Below are 18,428 nucleotides of genomic sequence, written 5' to 3'. Positions count from 1 at the left end.
GCCGGTGCGGCGGGCTCCCCGTCCTCATCCGCACCTCGACGGTCGCCCCGGCAGCGCACCGGGCCGGTCCCGTAGGGTCGCGACGTGGGTGTGTACGAGGACCGGGTGCTCCCCCGGCTGGTCGACCTGACGTGCGGCGCGAAGGGCATGGAGCGCTACCGCGCCAGGGCGATCGAGGGCCTCCACGGCGAGGTCGTCGAGATCGGCTTCGGCACCGGGCTGAACGTGCCGCTGTACCCGGCCGCCGTGACCAAGGTGTGGGCGGTCGAGCCGTCGCTGCGGTCGCGCGAGCTGGCCCGGGAGCGGATCGACGCGAGCACCGTCCCGGTCGAGCACGTCGGCCTCGACGGCCAACGGCTCCCGCTCCCCGACCGCAGCTGCGACGCCGGGCTGTCGACGTTCACGCTGTGCACGATCCCCGACCCGATGCTGGCGCTCGCCGAGCTGCGCCGCGTGCTGAAGCCGGGAGCGACGCTCCACGTGCTCGAACACGGCGCGGCGCCCGACCCCGGCGTCGCCCGTTGGCAGGTCCGCATCGAGCCGTGGCAGCGCCGATTCGCGGGCGGGTGCCATCTGACCCGGGACGCCGGTGAGATGCTCGCCGAGGCCGGCTTCACCGACGTCGACATCACCGCCCGCTACGTCAAGGGACCGAAGCCGTGGTGCTACTTCTCCTACGGCACGGCCACCAACCCGCCGACCGATCCCGCGCCCGAGGAGGAGCACGAATGAAGGTGCCGCTGACCGTCCGCGACCACATCGAGCGCGCCGAGCTCGTCTACGGACGGCGGGTCGGCGTGGTCGACGAGCCCGACCAGCCGGCGCCCCCGCTGCTCGCGCCCGACGGCGGCCCGCTGACGTACGCGGCGCTGGCCGACCGCTCGCGCGCCCTCGCCGCCGGGCTCGAGTCGCTCGGCGTGCCGCAGGGCGGCCGGGTCGCGATGGTGTCGCAGAACTCGGCGCGCCTCCTGACCCTGCTGTACGGGGCCCCGGCGTCGGGCCGGATCGCCGTGCCGGTCAACTTCCGGCTCTCGCCCGCGGAGGTCTCCTACATCGTCGAGCACAGCGGTGCCGACGTGCTGCTCGTCGACCCGGAGCTCGAGGAGGCGCTCGCCGAGGTGACGGCGCCGAAGCGGTTCACGATCGGCGCCGAGACCGACGAGTTGCTCTACCGCCACGACCTCGAGGCCGCGCCGTGGGAGCCCGACGAGGACGCCACCGCCACGATCAACTACACGTCGGGCACCACCGCCCGGCCCAAGGGCGTCGAGATGACCCACCGGAACCTGTGGGTCAACGCCGCGACGTTCGGCTGGCAGGCGGGCGTGAGCGACCGCGACGTCTACCTCCACACGCTGCCGATGTTCCACTGCAACGGCTGGGGCATGCCCTTCGCGACGGCCGGCATGGGCGTGCGGCAGGTCGTCCTGCGCAAGGTCGACGGCACCGAGATCCTGCGCCGGGTCGCCGAGCACGGCGTCACGCTGATGTGCGGCGCACCTGCGGTCGTGGCCATGACGCTCGAGGCGGCGGCGAGCTGGGAGGGCGAGACCCCCGGCCGCGACCGGGTCCGCATCGTCGTCGCCGGCGCCCCGCCGCCCACCGCGATCATCGAGCGCGTCGAGACCGAGCTGGGCTGGGAGTTCATCCAGATCTACGGGCTGACCGAGACGGCGCCGCTGCTCACCATGAACCGCGCGCGCGAGGAGTGGGACGACCTCACGCCCGGCGAGCGGGCGAAGAAGCTGTCGCGGGCCGGCGCGCCGGCGCTCGGCATCCGGCTGCGCACAGATGACGAGGGTGAGCTGCTCGCCCGGGGCAACGTCATCCTGAAGAGCTACTGGGAGCAGCCCGACGCCACCGCCGAGGCGCTCGAGGGCGGCTGGTTCCACACGGGCGACGGCGCGGTGATCGACGAGGACCGCTACGTCACGATCGTCGACCGCAAGAAGGACGTCATCATCTCCGGGGGCGAGAACGTCAGCTCGATCGAGGTCGAGGACGCGCTGTTCTCGCACCCCGCGGTCACGGAGGCCGCCGTGATCGGCATCCCGAGCGAGCGCTGGGGTGAGACGGTGACCGCGCTCGTCGTGCTCGACCCGTCGTCCGACCTGGCGGCGGCCGACGGGGACGAGGTCGAGCAGGCCCTCATCGCGCACTGCCGCGACCGGCTCGCGCACTACAAGTGCCCGACCTCGGTCGAGGTCCGCGACGCGCTCGAGCGCACCGCCACCGGGAAGCTCCAGAAGTACAAGCTGCGCGCGCCCTACTGGGAGGGGCGCGAGCGGCAGGTCAACTGACGGCGCCGCCGCCGCTCACCGCGACGCGGTGCGGGCGAGCTCCTCGGCGCGCGCCGTGAGGCCGTCGGCCTCGAGGTCGACGTAGCGGCGGGACCGCCGGCCGAACAGCAGGCCGATCAGCGGCCCGAGGACACCGGTCTGGCGGATCGTCAGGGTGGCGGTCGAGGCGGCGTCGCCATCGGGTTCGACCGAGTGGATGCCGACGGACCGCACGCCCGGTGCGGGCGACTCCCACGTGAACGAGCGCCCGGGCCGCCACTCGGTGACCGTCCACTCGGCCTTCGGGAAGCCCGGCTGCCGGACGATCGCCGTGCCGCCCGACCCGAGCGGCGCGCCGCTCTCGGCGTCACCGGGACCGGTGATCTCGATCGACTCGATCGACGCCGTCCAGGTGTGCCACCGCTCGACGTCGGACATCACCCGCCACACGACGTCGGCGGGTGCCTCGATCCGCATGCTGCGCTCGTACTCCATGTCCGCGACCTTACCACGTCGATGTACCATTTGGTACATGTCGACCACCGACGCCTCACCCGACGCCTCACCCGACGCCCCGACGGACGGCCCGGCCGGCGGCTCCGACCCGGTCGTGCGCGACGGCGCGGCGACGCCCCGGGACCGCCTGCTCGACGCCGTCATCGCCTACGGCGGCGAGCACGGCCTGGCGGACACGAGCCTCCGGACCCTGGCGAAGGGCGTGGGCACGAGCCACCGGATGCTGTTGCACCACTTCGGGTCGCGGGAGCAGCTGCTCGTCGCCGTCGTGCACGAGGTCGAACGTCGCCAGCTCGGCGCGCTGGTCGACCTCACCGACGCCGACCAGCCCCCGATCACCCGGGCTGCCCTCGACCGCACCGCGGTCGGCCGGGTGTTCTGGGACCGGCTGGCCGACCCCGCCCTCGCGCCGCTGGAGCGCCTCTTCTTCGAGCTCTACTCCCAGGCGCTGCTCGGTGCGCCGTGGGGCGAGGAGTTCCTCGACGGCATCGTCGACAGCTGGGTCGATCCGGTCGCCTCCCTCCTCGAGGACGAGGGCGTCGACCGCGCCACGGCCCGGGCCCGGGCCCGCCTCGGGGTCGCCGTCAGCCGCGGGCTCCTCCTCGACCTGCTGGCGACGGGCGACCACGACGGCGTCGACGCCGCGATGGACGAGTTCCTGGCGCTGGTCGGCTGAGCGGGCCGCCGGCAGCGCACCGAGGGTCGGACGGTCGCGTGCGTCAGAGCCAGTCGTTGCGCTTGAACGTGAAGTACAGCGAGACGGAGGTGACCACGATCAGCGCCGCCGCGAGGCCGGCCCCCCACTCGGTGGCGATGCCGGGGAACCGCACGTTCATGCCGTAGAAGCCGGTGACCAGCGTCGGCACGGCGATGATCGCCGCCCAGCTCGTGACCTTCTTCATCACCTGGTTCTGGCGGTAGTCGCGCAGGCTGAGGTTCGTCTCGACGATCGTCGACACCAGGTCGCGCAGCGAGTCGGTCGACTCGGTGATCCGCAGCACGTGGTCGTAGAGGTCCTGGTAGTAGGGGTAGATCTCGGTGTTCACCAGCTCGTGCTCGCGACGCATCAGCGAGCTGATGGCCTCGCGGAGCGGGAACGCCAGCCGGTGGAACTTCACCAGCGCCTGGCGCATCTGGAACCAGTGCTTCTGCTGCTGCGGCTCCAGCGGCTGCTCGCTGAAGATCTCCTCGGAGACCTGGTCGTAGTACTCGTCGAACGTCTCGACCGCCTCGAAGTAGCCGTCGACGATGACGTCGAGCAGCGCGTACACCACGAACGCGACGCCGGTGTCGGCCAGGTCCGCGACCCGGTCGCAGCGGTCCATGACCTGGCGCATGTCGAAGCCGGCGTCCTTGCGGACGGTGATGATCCACCGCGGCCCGAGGAACATGTCGATCTCGACGATGTCGAGCTCGGCGGTCTCCTGGTCCACCGACACGGCGTGGCAGGCCATGAAGAGGTGCGACGCGTAGTGGTCGAGCTTCGGGCGCTGGTGCCGGCCCAGCGCGTCCTCGACCGCCAGCTCGTGCAGACCGAGCTCGTCGGCCAGCTGGTGCAGTTCGTCGACGGTCGGCCCGCAGAGGTCGACCCAGACGGTCGTGGCGTCGTCCTCGAGGTGGTCGGAGACCTGCTCGACCGGGAAGCCCTCCGCCTCCAACAGCCCCTTGCGGTACGCGCGGGTGTGCGGGGTCTCGATCACCGCTCCATTCAAGCCGTGCGGGGCCCGGAACCGGCGCGCGGCGGGTGAACTGCCCCGGCACCGGTCCGGTACGGGGAGTTCACTCGACCGAGGGTTCAGGTCCCCTCCCCCGCGCGCCGATGAACGGACAGCACCAGCAGCAGAACGACCGGGCCGTGGGGTGCCGAGGCGGTGGCAGCCGTCCCGGTGCGAGCACCTGCGCCCCCTTGGAGACGGGACACCCATGCAGCGACACCACGACGGCCAGCCCGACGACCTCCCGGACCTTCGCACCCCGACCAGCGTCGAGGGACTCGGCCTCAGCCGCTCGCTCATGGAGGACCTGCTCATCCGACGGGCCGTCGTCGACGGCCGGTCGCCGATGACCGCGCTCGCCGACAAGCTCCACATCTCGGTCACCGTCGTCGAGACGCTCCTCAACGGGATGCGCGACCGCAAGCTCATCGAGTACGACGGCATGGAGGGCCGCGCCTACGTCGTGCGACCGACCGAGGCCGGCCAGCAGTTCGCCGCCCAGCGCTCGCGGGAGAGCATCTACGCCGGCCCGATGCCGGTCCCGCTCGAGCACTACACGAACGTCGTGCGCCACCAGCGCCCGTCCATCGAGCTCGACCACGACCGCCTGCAGCGCTCGTTCTCCGACCTCGTGCTGTCGGACGGGCTGCTCGACCAGCTCGGCCCCGCGATCCACGGCGACGGCGCCATGTTCCTCTACGGCCCGCCCGGCACCGGCAAGTCCTCGGTCGCGGAGCGCATCATCCGCGCCTACGAGGACGTCGTCCTGGTGCCGCACTGCGTCGAGGTCGACGGCCAGATCGTGTCGGTCTTCGACCCGACGCTCCACGACGAGATCGACGAACAGCCGGCCGGGATGGACCGTCGCTGGGTGGCGTGCCATCGCCCCGCCGTCATCACGGGCGGCGAGCTCCACGCCGGAATGCTCGACCTGCAGCTCGAGCGTGACAGCGGCGTCTACCTCGCCCCGCTGCAGATGAAGGCGAACAACGGGATCCTGGTGATCGACGACTTCGGCCGCCAGGCCATGACGCCCGACGCCCTGCTCAACCGTTGGATCGTGCCGCTCGACCGCAGCGTCGACTACCTGACCCTGCTGGGCCGCAAGTTCGAGGTGCCGTTCGAGCTCAAGGTCGTGCTGTCGACGAACCTCGACCCGGCCAAGCTCGGTGACGAGGCGTTCTTCCGCCGCATCCACAACAAGATCTACATCGGCGCCTGCACCGACGAGCAGTTCGACTGGATCCTGTCCCGGGTGACCCGGAAGATGGGCCTCGAGCTGCAGGCGTCGGCCGCGGTGCGGCTCCGCCAGGCCGCCCGGTCGCAGGGCGACGGCGAGCTCCGGGCCTACCTCCCCGGCGTGGTCTGCAAGCTGGCCAACGCCATCTGCCGCTACGAGAACCAGGCGAGGGTGCTCACACCCGAGCTGGTCGATCGGGTGCTCGACCTGTACTTCACCGAGGACCTGGGCGTGGAGCGGACGGGTCCGGCTCCGCACCACACCGTGGACGTGCCGCCGTTCGCGCCCGATCCGGAGCTCGAGGAGGAGGTGGCGGCGCTCGTCCGCGAGGCCGAGGGCGCGCCGTCCGACGGCACCCCGGTCGTCCACGAGCCGGCGTACGGCGACGCGCCGCACGCGGAGCCGGCCCCGGCCTACGCCGAGGTGGCCCCCGCCGCCGCGTTCCACGACGCCCCGCCGGTCGCGGCGCCGGTCGCGGACCCCGCGTTCGACGATCCGGTGTTCACCGACCCGGGCTTCGGCGACCCGCAGTTCGGCGACCCGGACTTCCAGCCGAGCCCCCTGCCGACGCCCGATCCCGGTCCGGGTGCGGCGCCGCCGCCCTACGAGGGCACCTTCGCGCGGCCGCTGGACCCGGCCGCGGCGGCGATCGCCGAGGAGCTGCTGGCCGACGGCCAGCAGCACTGACGCCCCGGCGGCGTCGGATCCGGCCGCGTCAGTTCGCGACGATCGCGGTGACCTGCATGGCGCCGGCGTCGTCGCGCAGCGTCAGCGAGTCGCCGGAGCGCTCGACGGTCGTCGACGCCGCCAGCGCGGCGAGGTACTTGTCCTCCATCTGCATGACCGCGTCGTCGCAGCCCATCATCGTGGAGGCGAACTCGCTGAAGCTGATGGCCCCGCCCTCGAGCTCGTAGGTGCCCTTGAAGTTGTTGCACCCGCCGTGGCCCGTGACCGATCCCTCGGTGCCGAAGTCGATCGTGAGCTTCTCGGTCAGCGCCGAGGCCTCGACGGCGGTCCCCGTGTTCACACCGGTGACCTTCCACGACGTGCCGGCGAGGTCGCCGGTGACCGCGTCGTACGACAGGAGGTCCTGGCCGTCGGCGTCGGTGAGCGTGAGCGTCGTCTCGGTCTGCTCGAAGCTCTTCACCTCGGGCAGCGCCGCGACGATCCGGTCCTCCTGATCGGTCGCCTCCTGGGTGGTGCAGGCCGCCTTGGTCATCGGCCCCGGCTCGAGCGTGAGCGACGTGCCGTCCTCGGTCCAGGTCCCGCTGAGGCGGTTGCAACCGGTCGACCCGGCGAAGGTGCCGTCCTGGGCGAAGTCCAGCGTCGGCACCGACGCCGCCGCGACGGCGCCGCGCAGCTTCCACGACGTGCGGGCCAGGCCGCCGGTCGGGTTGGTGGCGGCGCCCGTCGTGCTCGACGTCGTGGTCGACGAGGTCGTGTCCTTCTTGTCGCCGTCGCTCACGTCGTCACCTCCACACGCTGCCGCCGCGCCGACCAGGAGCACGACGGCCACGGCACCGGCGGCGCGCCGGACGGCGGCGCGACGTCGATCGGTGCGGGGACGTGCGGTGTCGGCGACGGCGATGGGTCCAGGCATGGGGACACGATGGCACACCCACCGGAGCGCCGAGCGGCGGACGTCAGCCCTCGTACCAGCCCGCGGGGTCCTGTCCGTAGAAGTCGCGGAAGCAGCCGTAGAGGTCGGGGTGCTCGGCCTGGAGGCCGATCCCGTCGTCGAAGAACGCCTCGGTCGCGACGGCGAAGAACTCGGCGGGGTTGACGCCCGCGTAGTCGTCGAGGACCTCGCCGCCCCGGCCCTCGACCACCGCCTCGTACACCTCGGTGCACACGGGGACCCAGCGGCCCGCCAGCTCCGCCGCCATGGGCGGGGTGCCGTCGGTGACGCCGTCGAGCATGTCGAGCTTGTGCGCGAACTCGTGGTACACGACGTTGCGGCCGTCGCCGTGGTGGGCCACGTCGTCCTCGACCTCGTCCCAGGCGACGAGCACCGGGCCGTGCATCTCCGCCTGGCCGAGGATCGGCGTCGGATCGTCCGAGTACACCCCGTCGACCTGCGAGTGCTCGCCGTGCATGATCGCCGTCGTCGGGTGGACGATGATCGCGTGGACGTCCCGATACGGGTCCTCGTACGGCAGGTTCACGGTGAGCAGGGCCGCCTGGGCGGCGATCAGGACCTGCATCTCCTCGGTGATCGTGAACCCGTTGGCCGGTTCCCAGTCCGCCTCGGCGACGAGCCCGAGCGCCACGGCCTCGAGCCGCTGCAGCTCGTCGTCGGACAGCTCGCGCCACCAGTCGAGGCGGGCGTCGCAGAGGTCGCGCCAGGCATCGGTGAACCCGGCGTCGAGCAGCTCACGACGCCGACGGTGGCGCCTCGTCCCGAACAGCATCGGAGGAGTCTGCCGTGAGGCCGGCTCGATCCGACGGCACCCCCGCGGCGAGGGGCGGCAGCACGCTCAGCCGGCGGGGCCCGGCATCGACGGTCGACACGACGTCGACGGAGCGGCTCGAGCCGGCGCCCAGGTCCTCGAACCGACGGGCCTGCGGCAGCACCCGGGCCTCGAGCGAGCCGACCGCGCCGTTGTACGACGCGACCGCCCGTCCGAGCGACGTGCCCACCCGGTCGAGGTGCTCGGCGAAGACCGACAGCCGCTCGTGCAGCTCACGGCCCGTCCGGGCGATGACCTCGGCCTGGTCCGCGATCCGCTGCTCGCGCCAGCCCAGGGCGACCCCCCGGAGGAACCCGAGCAGCGTCGACGGCGACGCCAGGACGACGCCGCGGTCCCACGCGTCCTCGAGCAGCGAGGGCTGCGCGGCGGCCGCCGCGGCGAGGAACGCGTCGCCGGGCAGGAACATCACCACGAGGTCGAGCGCGCCGGGGACGAGCGAGTCGTAGTCGCGCCGGGCCAGCGCGGCGGCGTGGCCGGCCACGGCCTTGGCGTGGGCGGCGTGGAGCTCGGCCCGCCGGGTGTCGTCGTCGCAGTTGGCCGCGTCGAGGTAGCGGTCGAGCGGGACCTTGGCGTCGATCACGACCGCCCGGCCGTCGGGCAGGTGGACCACGACGTCGGGACGACCGGACCGGTCGCCCGAGCCGGCGGACCGGCCGCCCTGCTCCAGGAAGTCGGCGTGGCGCTCCAGGCCCGCCTGCTGCAGCACCCGTCGCAGCTGGACCTCTCCCCACGTCCCGCGCACCGAGTTGTCTCGAAGCGCACCCGCGAGCTGCCGCGCCTCGGTCCGGATCTCCTCGTTGCTGCGCCGCAGGTCGGCGACCGCGGTCGCGAGCACCGCGCTCTCGGCCCGGCGCTGCGACTCGAGCTCCCTCAGGTGGGCCGCCTGCTGCTCCAGCTGCTGCACGACGCGCCCGCCCTGGGTCTGCCAGTGGCCCAGCGCGGTGGTCTCGAGCGTCTGGTACCGGGTCGTGGCGAGCTGGAGGAGCTGCTCGGACTGCTCGTGCAGCGTCGCACCGGCGACGGACCGGTAGGCGTCGAGCAGCTGCTCGTCGGTCCGGACGGCGGCTTCGGCCGCTGCGACGCGCTCGCGGAGCGCCGAGCCCTCGACCGCGGCACGCCGCGCCCACGCGAGGTGCACGACGGCGGCGGCCATCGCGGCGCCGACGACGGCGGCGAGCAGGAGTGCGATCGGGTCCATGCCCGGACATCGTGTCGGTGGGGTGTGACAACGGCACCCGGACGGCGCCGATCGCCCGTCGCGGCGCCGATCAGGCCAGGCGGTCGGCGAGGCCCGACGAGCGCGTGACCGGCCGGCCGACCGCGGCTCGGATCGACGCCTCGGACGCCACGATCGTGACGCCGCGACGGGCGCGGGTCACCGCGGTGTAGAGCAGCTCCCGGGTCAGGATCGGTGACGGCGGCGGGGGCATGGCGACCACGACGTCGTCGAACTCCGAGCCCTGGCTCTTGTGGATCGTCATCGCCCACTGCGTCTCGACCCGGTCGAGCCGCGACGGGTCCAGCAGGCGGGGGCCGTCGACCCCGTCGAAGGCCACCTGCACCCGTGGCGCCCGGTCCCCGACGTCGGCGGGGCGGACGACCACACCGAGGTCGCCGTTGAACACCCCGTTGAGGTAGTCGTTGGCCGTCACCATCACCGGCCGACCGGCGGACCAGCGCTCGCGCATCCGGCCGGTCGTCCGCAGCTCCTGCTCCACCCGACGGTTCCAGTCGTCGGCGCCCAGCTCCCCACGACGCGTCGCCGAGAGGACCTTGACGGCACCGAGCGATCGCAGCGCCGACGTGGTGCGACCCTCCCTCGCCAGGTCCACCAGGTCGACCGCATGACCGAGCACCTGCGAACGGACCCCGTCCACGGCCGCCGGGTCGTCCGGCCGGACCCAGCACACGAACTCCTCCTCGGGCGCCTCCGAGCTCGTCGGCGACCGGACCAGGTGATCGAGCACCGCATCGGCGTCGCCGGACCTGATCGCCGCGGCGAGCGCGCCGACCGGCGATTCGGCGCCGAAGCGGAACACCTGCTCCAGCGTGACGACGTTGTCGGCGATCGCGTCCGGCGGCTTCCCGCCGTCACCGCCGACCAGGTCGCCGAGGACGGCGCCGGCCTCGACGCTCGCGAGCTGGTGCGGATCGCCCACCAGCACGACCCGGGCGTCGGGCCGGACGGCCTCGAGGAGCCGAGCCATCAGCGGCAGGGAGACCATCGACACCTCGTCGACGACCACGACGTCGGCGGCGATCGGGTTCGAGGCGTCGCGGGTGAACGACGCGCCGCCGCGCCGTGCGCCCAGCAGGCGGTGGACGGTCTGCGCCTCGAGCGCGCCCAGGCGCGCAGCGACCTCGGGGTCCGGGTCGGCGTCGCGCACCGCGGCGTTGATCGCCTCCTCGAGGCGTGCCGCCGCCTTGCCGGTCGGGGCCGCCAGGGCGATCTCGAGCGAGCGGCCGTCGAGCCGACCGCCCTCGCCACGTCCGTCGGACGCCAGCACCGCCAGCAGACGGGAGACGGTGCGCGTCTTGCCCGTACCGGGCCCGCCGGCGATCACGACGAGCTGGCGCTCGAGCGCGGCCCGGGCGGCGACGCGCTGGAGGTCGGGCGTCGGTCCCGTCGACGGCGGGAGGAACCGGTCCAGCGCCGCCAACCGGCCCGGCTCCGCGTCCGTGCGGCGACCGGCCCGACGGCGGAGGTCGTCCGCGACCGCCCTCTCGTCACGCCAGTAGCGGTCCAAGTACACCTGGGAGCCGTCGACCACCAACGGCGGCACGAGGTCGCCGGGATCGTCGTCCTCGGCTCGGGCGAGCGCGCTGTCGAGCACGCGCCGCGCCCAGCGCTCCGGTTCCGGCCACGGCAGCGCGGTCACGCCGTCGGACGTGACGTCGGGATCGACCGGTGCCGCGTCGACGTCGAGCGCGGGCAGGTCGAGGTCGGGACCTTCGTCGTCCCGGCCCTCGAGGTCCGCGGCCGGCGCCGACGGCCCGTCGTCGCGCTCGTCGGGGACCACGGACCCGGCGACCTCGGTCAGGTCGATGCGGACGTGGCCGTGCAGCGGCCCCCGCACGGCGAGCGCGGCGGCCAGGACGACGTCGTCGGGCGGCGCCAGGCCAGGGTCGAGGACCTCGACGAAGGTGGCCACGACGTGGACCTCGGTCATGCCGAGCACGCCGGCGTCCACGAACGGCCGGAGGCACTCCACCGACGCCGGGAGGAACCGGCGGGTCATCCGGACACCTCCGGACCTCGGCCGTGGAGCAGGTCGCTCAACTCGACGACCGCCGCAGGGGGCACCGTCCAGGCGAACACCCCGTGGGGACGACCGTCGGGAAGGGGCGTCCGTGGGCCGACCATGCCCCGGACGAACAGGTAGCCGACGGGGCCGAGGTGGACCTCGGGCCGGTAGCCGGGCAGGCGCCAGCGGAGGTAACGGTGCAGCGCGACCGAGTAGAGCACGGCCTGCAGCGGGTAGTCGTGGGCCTCCATGGCCGCGGGGAGGAGGTCGGGGTGGTAGTTCGCGACCGAGTCGGGCTCGCCCCAGATCCCGAGCCGGTTCGTCTTGTAGTCGACGACCGAGTAGCGGTGCCCCTCGTCGGTCGGCACGCGCATCACCAGGTCGATGGAGCCGGTCAGGTGCCCTCCGACCTCGACGTCGATCAGGCCCCCGGCCAGACGTTGCGCCCACGGCGACATCTCGTCGCCGGACGGGAGGTGCCGGGCCAGGACGGTGCCGATGGACGCGGCCGACACCGTGCGAGCGCCGGAACCCCGCCGATCGCCGAGCGGCAGCTCGAAGTCGAGCTCGTCGAGCCGATCCGACCGGGCGAGGTCCTCGAGCGATCCGCCGCCGAGCGCGTCGCCCAGCGGCGTCCGGACGGACGCGGCGATGGCCTTCACGAGCTGCGGCACCTTGTCGGGCTCGACGCTCGACCACGGGACGTCGAGCACCGACGTCAGCTGCGCCTCCAGGTCCGCGGTGAAGTCGACCTCCTCGAGCGCGGCGTGCACCAGCGTCCCGAACGCCGCACCGGCGCCGAGGCCGTCGAAGAGGACCGGGGGTGGCGACGTGCGCTCGTCGTCGTCGGAGGAGTCGCCGAGCGTCGGATCGTCGGGATCCGTCACCGTGCCCAGGCCGGCCGGACGACCCGTCGGCGGTTCGACGTGGGCGGCCCGGGCCGCGATCGCCGTGAACGACCACCTGCCGGCGGTGCGGTCGAGCTCGCGACCCAGCCGTGCGACCTCGAGGTCGCCGGTCACGCCCGGGCCCCCGGCGAACGACCGGGAGACCTCCACCACGCCCGGCTCGGGATCCACCAGGTCGACCCGCACCACGTCGACGGCGCCCCGCTCGGCGACACGGGTCTCGATGACCTCGACGGCATCGGTCTCGACGGGCGGGACGTCCGCCGCCGCGTCGGAGGACGACCCGAACAGCAGGTGGGCCAGACCGGACCGCTCGCACGCGCCGACCGGCGCCCACCACACCAGGGTCGTGTGGAGCGCCCGGGTCAGGGCGACGTAGGTCAGGCGGCGCAGCTCGCCGTCGGCCTCCTCCTGGGCCCGGCACTTGACGGTCTCGTCCGGGGGATCGCTCACGTCCACGAACCGATCGCCCGCGTCGTCGTGGAACGTCCGGGACGTGACGTCGAGGGACCCGGCGCTCCACAGCGTCGGGCAGCACACCACCGGGAACTCCAGGCCCTTCGACACGTGGATCGTCATGATCCGGACCGCTGACGTGTCGGAGTCCACCCGACGGCGCACGGCGTCGGGGTCCTCGACCGCCTCGTCCTCGGGATCGTCGAGCGCGTCGAACCGCTCCCGCAGCGCCTCCGGCCCGACCGGCCTGCCCCCGGTCGCCGTGTGGAGCAGCTCGGCGAGGTGGTCGAGATCGGTCAGGTCCCGTTCACCGGTCGCCCTCGCCAGGACCCGCTCCCGGAGGTCGGACTCGCGCCACACCCGCTCGACCATCGCGGCGACGCCCTGGCGGCGGAGCACCTCGGCCCATGCGACCAGGGTCCGCTGGATCGAGGTGAGCGTCTCGGCGCCGGCCCCGGTCGGATCGTCCGCCGCGGTCGCAGCGATCGTCGCGGCATCGAGGTCGAAGAACCAGGACAGGCCCACCGCCCGGGCGAGCCGGGCGTCGGTCGGTCGCTGCAGCCCCTCGATGAGCCACCTCCAGTGCGAGGCGGCCAGCGAATCGGTGACGCTGCCGGCGCCGATCACGACGGAGGCGATCCCTCGTGCGAGGAGCGCGCGCTGGATCGGCGCCGCGTCGCTGCGCGCCTTGACGAGCACGGCGACGTCGTCGGGCCGCAACGGCACCGGCGCACCGTCGGCACCGTCCGATGCCCGCACGACGCCGGCACCGTCGAGCAGGACCGCGACCTGGTTCGCCAGGTCCTCCCGGATGGTCCGACGGGCCCGTTCGGCGCTGAACGTCCCGTTCTTGTTCCTCGGCTGCTCGGGGTCGGTCACGGAACGGACCCACAGGCCCGGCACCGGCCGCCCGTCGAGCACGAGCGAACGGCCCGCCAGCTCCTCGGGGGACCGCACCGGCTCGTACACGATCCGCTCGTGGCCGAGCGATGCGCCGGCCGACATGAGGTTCATGGCCGTGACGACCGAGCCGTCCGACCGGTGGTTCGTGTCCAGGCTCCTGCGGTCGTCCGCCAGCTCGACGGCCTCGAGGTAGTTGTAGACGTCGCCACCCCGGAAGCTGTAGATCGCCTGCTTCGGGTCGCCGACGACGACCAGCAGCGACGACGAGCCCTGGAAGGCGGTGGTGAGCGCACGCCACTGCACCGGGTCGGTGTCCTGGCTCTCGTCGATCATGACGACCGCGAACTGGTCGCTCAGCGAGCGACGGAGCCCGGCATCGTGCTCGAGCAGCTCTGCGACGCGCGTGAGCTGGTCGTCGAACGTGACCGCACCGGCCCGGCGGAGCTGCTCGCTGACGCGCTGCACGACCCGTTCGAGCAACGTCGCCATGAGCTCGTCCTCGGCCCGGTCGCCGCTCGCCATGATCCCGATGCCGGGGTTGGCCAGCACGAGCTGGGCCAGCTTGGCCAGGCGGTTCGCCTTCGGCAGGGTCGGCGGACCGTCCGCGCCGCTGTGGTCGAGCTGGGCGAGCGCGGCCTCGACCAGCACGTCCGCCACCGTCGAGTCGACGACCTCCGTCGGGTCCTGCACCAGCACCGCGGACGGATCGAACGGTCCGGTCGACCCCTGCGCGGCGAGGACCTGGGTGCAGAACCCGTGGATCGTCGTGATCGTGGCGGTGTCGAAGTCGGCCACCGCGAGCTCGAGGCGGCGTCGGCGCTCGCGGAGCTCGGATTCGGAGCCGGTGGCGAGGTGGACGAGCACCGGGTCGTCGGCCCTGAGCGGCGCGGCGCCGGAGAGCACCCGAGCGGCGTCGACGAGACGGCTCCGGATGCGGTCGCGCAGCTCGGCGGCAGCGGCCCGGGTGAAGGTGACCACGAGCAGCTCGCCGACGGGGACGCCGCGCTCCGCGACGTGCCGGCAGGCGAGCGCGGCCAGGGTGTAGGTCTTCCCGGTGCCGGCGCTCGCGCCGATCACCAGACGACCGGTCTCCTGCAGCGCTGCGGTCACGTCGAACGACGGCGCGGGGGTGGTCGTCGTCACGGCTCCTCCTCCACGACGGCCGCGTCGAGCACGCGCCAGAGCTCCTCGGCGTGGTCGCGGGTGGATCGGCCGGCGATGCGGAGCGACATGAAGCCGTCGAAGTCGAGCGACCCGAACGCCGCGCGCACGTGCTGGTCGGAGCACTCACCCGGGATGGGGTTGGCGCCGACGACGTCGTTCCACGCGGACGCCGCCTTGGTCATCTCGTGTCGGGCCAGGTGGCAGCTCGTCTTCTCGACGATCGGCAGCGGCTCACGCAGCATCGCCGCTCGCAGCGCGAGGAGCTCCTCCAGGACCTCGATCGCGCGGCACCGGCGCTCGTCGGGATCGTCACCGACGACGCCGAGCAGCAGCTCGTCGGCACGAGCGCTCTTGGTCCTGGTCGTCTGACGGATGACGACCGCCCTCCAGTCCTGGGTCGGATCGGTCGCCACCAGGGCGAGGAGGTCGACGACGGCGCGGACCCGCTGCCCTGCCTTGGCCTTGGACATCTCGAGGCGGACCGGACCGGGCCGATCGCCGTCGACGCAGCGCTCGACGGTGCCGATCAGGCGCTGGTCCCCGATGAGGAGGTCGATGTCGTGGCGCGCCGACGGCGCCAGCCCGACCCCGAGCTCCATCGCCGACCGCTCGATCTGGTCGACCACCCGGCGAACGGTCTCCATGCCGCTCCGGGACAGGGGTTCCGGTGGGAGCGACCCGCGTGCTCGCGCCGTCTCGAGCCACCGCTCGGTGTCGATCCCGGCGGCGCGCGCCAAGAGCAGGTCGGCCCCCAGCTGGTGGCGGGCGAGGCCGTCGAGGTCGGTCGGGAGCGTGTCGACCGCGTCGTCCTCGACCCTCGGGAACCACACGCCGAGCGTCTGCGTGAGGAACTCCCGGATCGGGTCGACCAGGCTGCGCCGCAACCGGTCGAGCGTGACGACCTCGGTCGGTGCGGTCTCGAGTGGGCTCGGGACGAGGAGCTCGGGACCGGGCGCCGGCTCCCGATCGCGCAGCGAGAGCGCGCCGGAGCGACCGAGGGGGTCGAACCCCCACGGTCCGGGCACGGCCGGCCCGGCCGGGTCGCCCAGCCCCTCGGCCGAGAAGTTGCGCGGGTCGAAGCCGTGCCTCGGATGCGCCACCCGGACGATGTCGCGCACCCGCTCCGGAGGTTCGGCACACGTGGCCGCCAGGGTGTCGAGCCACTCGTCGAGCGCGACGGCCGGCGGCACGGGCAGGTTGGTCCGGACGTCGACGGCGCCGTAGGTGATCACCAGCGCGTCCTCTGCGGCGAGCACGGCCTCGAGCAGGAGCTGGCGCGTCTCGGACCTGGGGTCCCGGTCGCCCACGAGCGGCGCGACGGCGAGCAGGTCGTCGCCCTGGGCCAGACCGCGGGGCAGGGCGTCCTGGTCGAGCCCGAGCACGCAGACGACCCGGGCCGGCACCGATCGGAGCGGCGACAGCGAGCACAACGTGATCGCGCCGGTGCCGAAGGCGGCCCGGGCCGGGTCCCCCTCGAGCAGATCGGCGACCAGCCGGCGGACGTCGGACAGGTCGAGCGGCAGCTCCGACGGCTCGCCGTCGGGCCCCTGCGATCGGTCCCGCAGGTCGCGCAGGACGCGGTCGAGCCGACGCCGCTGCCAGCTCTCGGCCCACGGCAACGAGCACATCTCGTCGACCGCACCGGCGAGGAGCTCGCACCACTCCGTGACGGTCGCAGTGGTGCCGACCGTGCGCGCTCGGACGGCGGCGAGCGTCCGCACCGCCTCGGCGACGCGGGCGGCGGTGCGGATCGACCCGTCCGCGACCGCCAGCGGCGGGACACCCCCGATCGCCGTCGTGAGGTGATCACCGCGGATCGCGGCGCCCATCATCAGCTGGTCCAGCCCCGCGGCCCAGCTGTTCGACCGGTGACCGGACGGGAGGTGCCAGGCCGCGCGGTGCGCACCGTCGAGGCCCCACCGGACGTTGGCCTCGCAGATCCAGTCGTCGAGCAGCGCGAGGTCGTCGGCGGTCAGGCCGAACCGGTCGGCCACGGGTCCCATGGCGAGCAGGTCGGCCACCCCGGACGCCGTGAACCGACCGGGGAGCACGTCGAGCAGCGCCCCCAGCACCCCGAGCAGCGGGACGTCGGCGCGGAGCCGACGATCCGTGATGCGGTACCGGAGCAGCGGGGCCCGCAGGGCGTCGTCGCCATCCACGTCGCCGCGGTCCGCGGTGGCGTCGGCGGACGGGCCGAACACCGCCTCGACGACGGGAGCGAACTCCTCGATCCGGGGGCAGAGCACCACGATGTCGCCCTCGGTGAGCGACCCGTCGGAAGCGAGCAGGTGGAGGATCGAGTCCCGCAGCACCTCGACCTGGCGAGCCGGCCCCGTGCAGGCGTGCACCTGGACCGAGCGGTCCCCCGGGCGGAGGCGGAAGGTGCGGTCGGGGGCGCGGTCGGCGCGCAGGTCGGACCGGACGCGGGCGAGGAGGTGCGGCGCACCCTCCGCAGGTGCGCGATCGAGCGTCAGCTGCTCGGGCCCCTGGTCGGCGTGATCGCCGTCGGGCCCGCCGGCCACGTCGCCGAGGTCGAGCGACATCTGCACGGGCGTCGACGACGGCGGCACGTCGACCACGACACCGGCTGCGCTGAGCGTCACCACCGCCTCGCGCCCGGCGTCGCCCCACGACCGCAGCAGCGGGTGGCGCACCAGGTCGGCCGTGCGGTCGTCCCGCCGGGCGAGCGGCGTCCCGACCCCGGACTCCCTCACGGCGGCGCTCACCGCCGCCGCTGCGACCTCGGACGCGGTGAGCAGCAGCACGGCCACGTCGTGGTGCTCCGCCACGGCGCCCACCAGCGGCGCCACGTCTGGCGGCACGGTGCTCAGCCCGAACAGCGCCAGCCGTGGGGGCAGGTCCAGCGCCACCTCACCACGGCGGACGCGCTCGATCGCGTGCTCGAGCCGCTCGGGTGGGCTGGGCACCGCCAGTCGCGAGCGGACGCGCCGGAACAGCTCGGGCTGCCAGGCGTGGCCGTCGGGCACGGGGCCGCCGAGCGCATCGACGTCCGAGCCCGCGATCCACGCCCGCACCATGGCCGGGCGGTGGCGGCAGTAGCGATCGAACAGCTCGGCCACGGACTGCGCACGGCTGACGATCGACGCGCCGTCGGGGGGCTGGGCCACGGCGGCGAGCGTCGGGACCTGGCTGATCGAGGGATCGAGCAGCGCATCGAGGACCGACCACACGAGCCGCTCCGCATCCCACGGATCGGCGGCCGCCGTCGGGCCGCCGAGGTCGGCGGCGAGCACGGCCCGGCGGAGCTCGTCGGGGAAGGGCATGGCGACGTTGGCCGTCACCCCGTCGTCGCCGACCGAGGTGCCGAGCCCGTGCGCCAGGCGCTGGGCGAGCCACCGCCGCATGCCGATCGACGGCACCGCCACCCACTCGGTCGCGAACGGGTCCGCCAGCGGCACGGACATCCGCGCCACGAGCACGTCGACGAGGGGGTCGACGTGGTCGGCGATCCGGACGTCCAGCACGGTGCCGGAAGCTACCGGCTGCCGGTGACACCGTCCCCCGGCGAGC

Annotated in this window: 12 protein-coding genes; 4 read left to right on the top strand and 8 right to left on the bottom strand. The window is 73.6% G+C overall.

Annotated features, from left to right (window positions below):
* The first annotated feature begins 84 nt into the window (after window positions 1-84).
* Together LH044_RS15700 and LH044_RS15695 are read left to right on the top strand one after the other, a co-directional pair.
* Window positions 85-732, top strand: a complete 648-nt coding sequence (locus LH044_RS15700; protein WP_227756531.1) for a class I SAM-dependent methyltransferase — start codon at window positions 85-87, stop codon at window positions 730-732.
* Window positions 729-2,300: an AMP-binding protein gene (locus LH044_RS15695; protein ID WP_227756530.1), complete on the top strand. Its 1,572-nt coding sequence runs from the start codon at window positions 729-731 to the stop codon at window positions 2,298-2,300. Before LH044_RS15700 ends, LH044_RS15695 begins: the two co-directional genes overlap by 4 nt.
* Before the next feature lie 15 nt (window positions 2,301-2,315).
* On the opposite strand, the gene LH044_RS15690 is transcribed toward LH044_RS15695, so the two are convergent.
* On the bottom strand, window positions 2,316-2,774 hold the full coding sequence (locus LH044_RS15690; RefSeq protein ID WP_227756529.1) for an SRPBCC family protein: 459 nt from the start codon (window positions 2,772-2,774) through the stop codon (window positions 2,316-2,318).
* A 37-nt stretch (window positions 2,775-2,811) separates the two neighbouring features.
* Between LH044_RS15690 and LH044_RS15685 the strand changes: the two genes are divergently transcribed.
* Window positions 2,812-3,471 (top strand): TetR/AcrR family transcriptional regulator, encoded by a 660-nt coding sequence (locus LH044_RS15685; protein WP_227756528.1) that lies wholly within the window; start codon window positions 2,812-2,814, stop codon window positions 3,469-3,471.
* A gap of 43 nt (window positions 3,472-3,514) precedes the next feature.
* On the opposite strand, the gene LH044_RS15680 is transcribed toward LH044_RS15685, so the two are convergent.
* Window positions 3,515-4,495, bottom strand: coding sequence for a magnesium transporter CorA family protein (locus LH044_RS15680; RefSeq protein WP_227756527.1), 981 nt, complete (start codon window positions 4,493-4,495; stop codon window positions 3,515-3,517).
* Between the two features lie 223 nt (window positions 4,496-4,718).
* Here LH044_RS15680 and LH044_RS15675 point away from each other — a divergent pair, with 223 nt between their 5' ends.
* Window positions 4,719-6,437 (top strand): DUF8689 domain-containing protein, encoded by a 1,719-nt coding sequence (locus LH044_RS15675; protein ID WP_227756526.1) that lies wholly within the window; start codon window positions 4,719-4,721, stop codon window positions 6,435-6,437.
* Between the two features lie 28 nt (window positions 6,438-6,465).
* Here the strand turns inward: LH044_RS15675 and LH044_RS15670 are convergent, their stop codons facing one another.
* The 6 genes from LH044_RS15670 to LH044_RS15645 form a co-directional block, all read right to left on the bottom strand.
* On the bottom strand, window positions 6,466-7,350 hold the full coding sequence (locus LH044_RS15670) for an META domain-containing protein (RefSeq protein WP_227756525.1): 885 nt from the start codon (window positions 7,348-7,350) through the stop codon (window positions 6,466-6,468).
* 43 nt (window positions 7,351-7,393) lie between these two features.
* On the bottom strand, window positions 7,394-8,161 hold the full coding sequence (locus LH044_RS15665; protein WP_227756524.1) for a M90 family metallopeptidase: 768 nt from the start codon (window positions 8,159-8,161) through the stop codon (window positions 7,394-7,396).
* The gene (locus LH044_RS15660; protein ID WP_227756523.1) at window positions 8,124-9,419 is read right to left on the bottom strand and encodes a DNA recombination protein RmuC; all 1,296 of its coding nucleotides are present in this window, start codon (window positions 9,417-9,419) and stop codon (window positions 8,124-8,126) included. The genes LH044_RS15665 and LH044_RS15660 overlap by 38 nt, the downstream gene beginning before the upstream one ends.
* A 70-nt stretch (window positions 9,420-9,489) precedes the next feature.
* Window positions 9,490-11,460 carry an exodeoxyribonuclease V subunit alpha gene (gene recD, locus LH044_RS15655; RefSeq protein WP_227756522.1) on the bottom strand — a complete coding sequence of 657 codons (1,971 nt, stop codon included), beginning with the start codon at window positions 11,458-11,460 and terminating at the stop codon, window positions 9,490-9,492.
* A complete protein-coding gene (locus tag LH044_RS15650; RefSeq protein WP_227756521.1) occupies window positions 11,457-14,876 on the bottom strand; it encodes a UvrD-helicase domain-containing protein in 3,420 nt (1,139 codons plus the stop codon). Before LH044_RS15650 ends, recD begins: the two co-directional genes overlap by 4 nt.
* Window positions 14,873-18,382, bottom strand: coding sequence for an exodeoxyribonuclease V subunit gamma (locus LH044_RS15645; RefSeq protein ID WP_227756520.1), 3,510 nt, complete (start codon window positions 18,380-18,382; stop codon window positions 14,873-14,875). The genes LH044_RS15650 and LH044_RS15645 overlap by 4 nt, the downstream gene beginning before the upstream one ends.
* Between the last annotated feature and the right edge of the window lie 46 nt (window positions 18,383-18,428).

Origin of the sequence: Dermatobacter hominis, from assembly GCF_020715685.1 — a bacterium.
In the GTDB taxonomy this organism is placed as follows: domain Bacteria; phylum Actinomycetota; class Acidimicrobiia; order Acidimicrobiales; family Microtrichaceae; genus Dermatobacter; species Dermatobacter hominis.
Note: the sequence above shows the minus strand (reverse complement) of the source record. Positions and strands in the feature narration are given on the sequence as shown.